1 protein-coding gene is annotated in these 1,158 nt (G+C 43.4%); it reads right to left on the reverse strand.

Annotation, left to right across the window (positions count from 1 at the left end; all coding sequences use genetic code 11):
* Nucleotides 1–1,158, reverse strand: a 1,158-nt coding sequence (locus AC3AYF_RS21495) for an AsmA family protein (RefSeq protein WP_487780500.1), incomplete at both ends; no start/stop codon positions are given.

Genomic DNA, 1,158 nt, shown 5'->3' on the forward strand with positions numbered 1-1,158 from the left:
AACCATTAAGTTTTTTAGCTGTAGTGATTGCTGTTGCAGATCGGCAGCAATATCAGCGCTAAGCTCGATATTGGTTTTGCCGCCTGGTAAGGCTGGGTCAATGATTTCTGCAATGAGTTCTAGTGATTTTAAACTGGTTTGTTGCTTCGCTAAGTTGCTTGAGACTTCAGCTGACAATTTAACTTCAATAGTTTGTTTATCTTTCTGTGCATGGGTAGTGAATGTTAAGCCTTCGATAGTAAGAAGTTGCTTGCTCATATCAACATTGATATCGCCGTTTAAGGCAATGTCAGCTTGTGAGAAAGGCAGATCCTGACCTTCGACATGGCTGGTGACTGCTAAACCTTCGATAGTGAACACTTGCTTAATTATGTCAGCATTGATGTCACCATTTAAGGTAAGGTCGGCGGATGAAAAAGGTAAGTCTTTGCCTTCAACGTGGGTGGTGAACTGCAAAGCTGAAAGGGCATATTGTTGATTTTTCAAATCAACCATAACGTTTGTTGTTAGGCTGATATGTGCTCTGGCTTGAGGTTTTGAACTTGCCAGATCAAAGTTCATCTCCACGGCGGTAGGCTGTCCAGGCACCAACGGATCGGTATTAAGGTTTAGGTTTTCTAAGCTGTAGCTTTCAGCGGTAGTCGCATCCGACCATAAGATATTGGCAGCGGTCAGTCTTATGCCCGCGATGCTTATTGCCGCTAAGGCGGGAGCGCCGGCATCGGATTTTCCGGTCGGCTCTGACGTTTTATCTGAAGCTTGAACTTCGCCAGTCAGATCTTGCCAGTTAGTTTTTCCCGCTTTGTTTTTTTCAAGGTTTAACACCAAACCATCTAAAATAATGGTGTCCATTTCTAACCGTTTGTTGAGTAAGGGCATTAATTTAATGCGAATCTCAGCCGCTTGAACTTGGGCAAAATTGTCTGCGGTAAAACCTTTAGCATTGCTGAGTGTTAACGGACCTAATTCAAGTGCTATCCATGGGAATACAGATAAGCTGATATCACCTTCCAAGGTGAGCGTTCGACCAGTCGCTTTTTCTACTTGAGTGGAAATTTCTTGTTTATAGTCATTGGGGTCAACGATAAAAGGTATGGCTATCAGTCCGGCGATAGCGACAATGACCAGAAAAAACACTAATTTGATGAGCGTGCGCAT

The sequence above is a fragment of the Salinicola sp. genome (assembly GCF_982684285.1).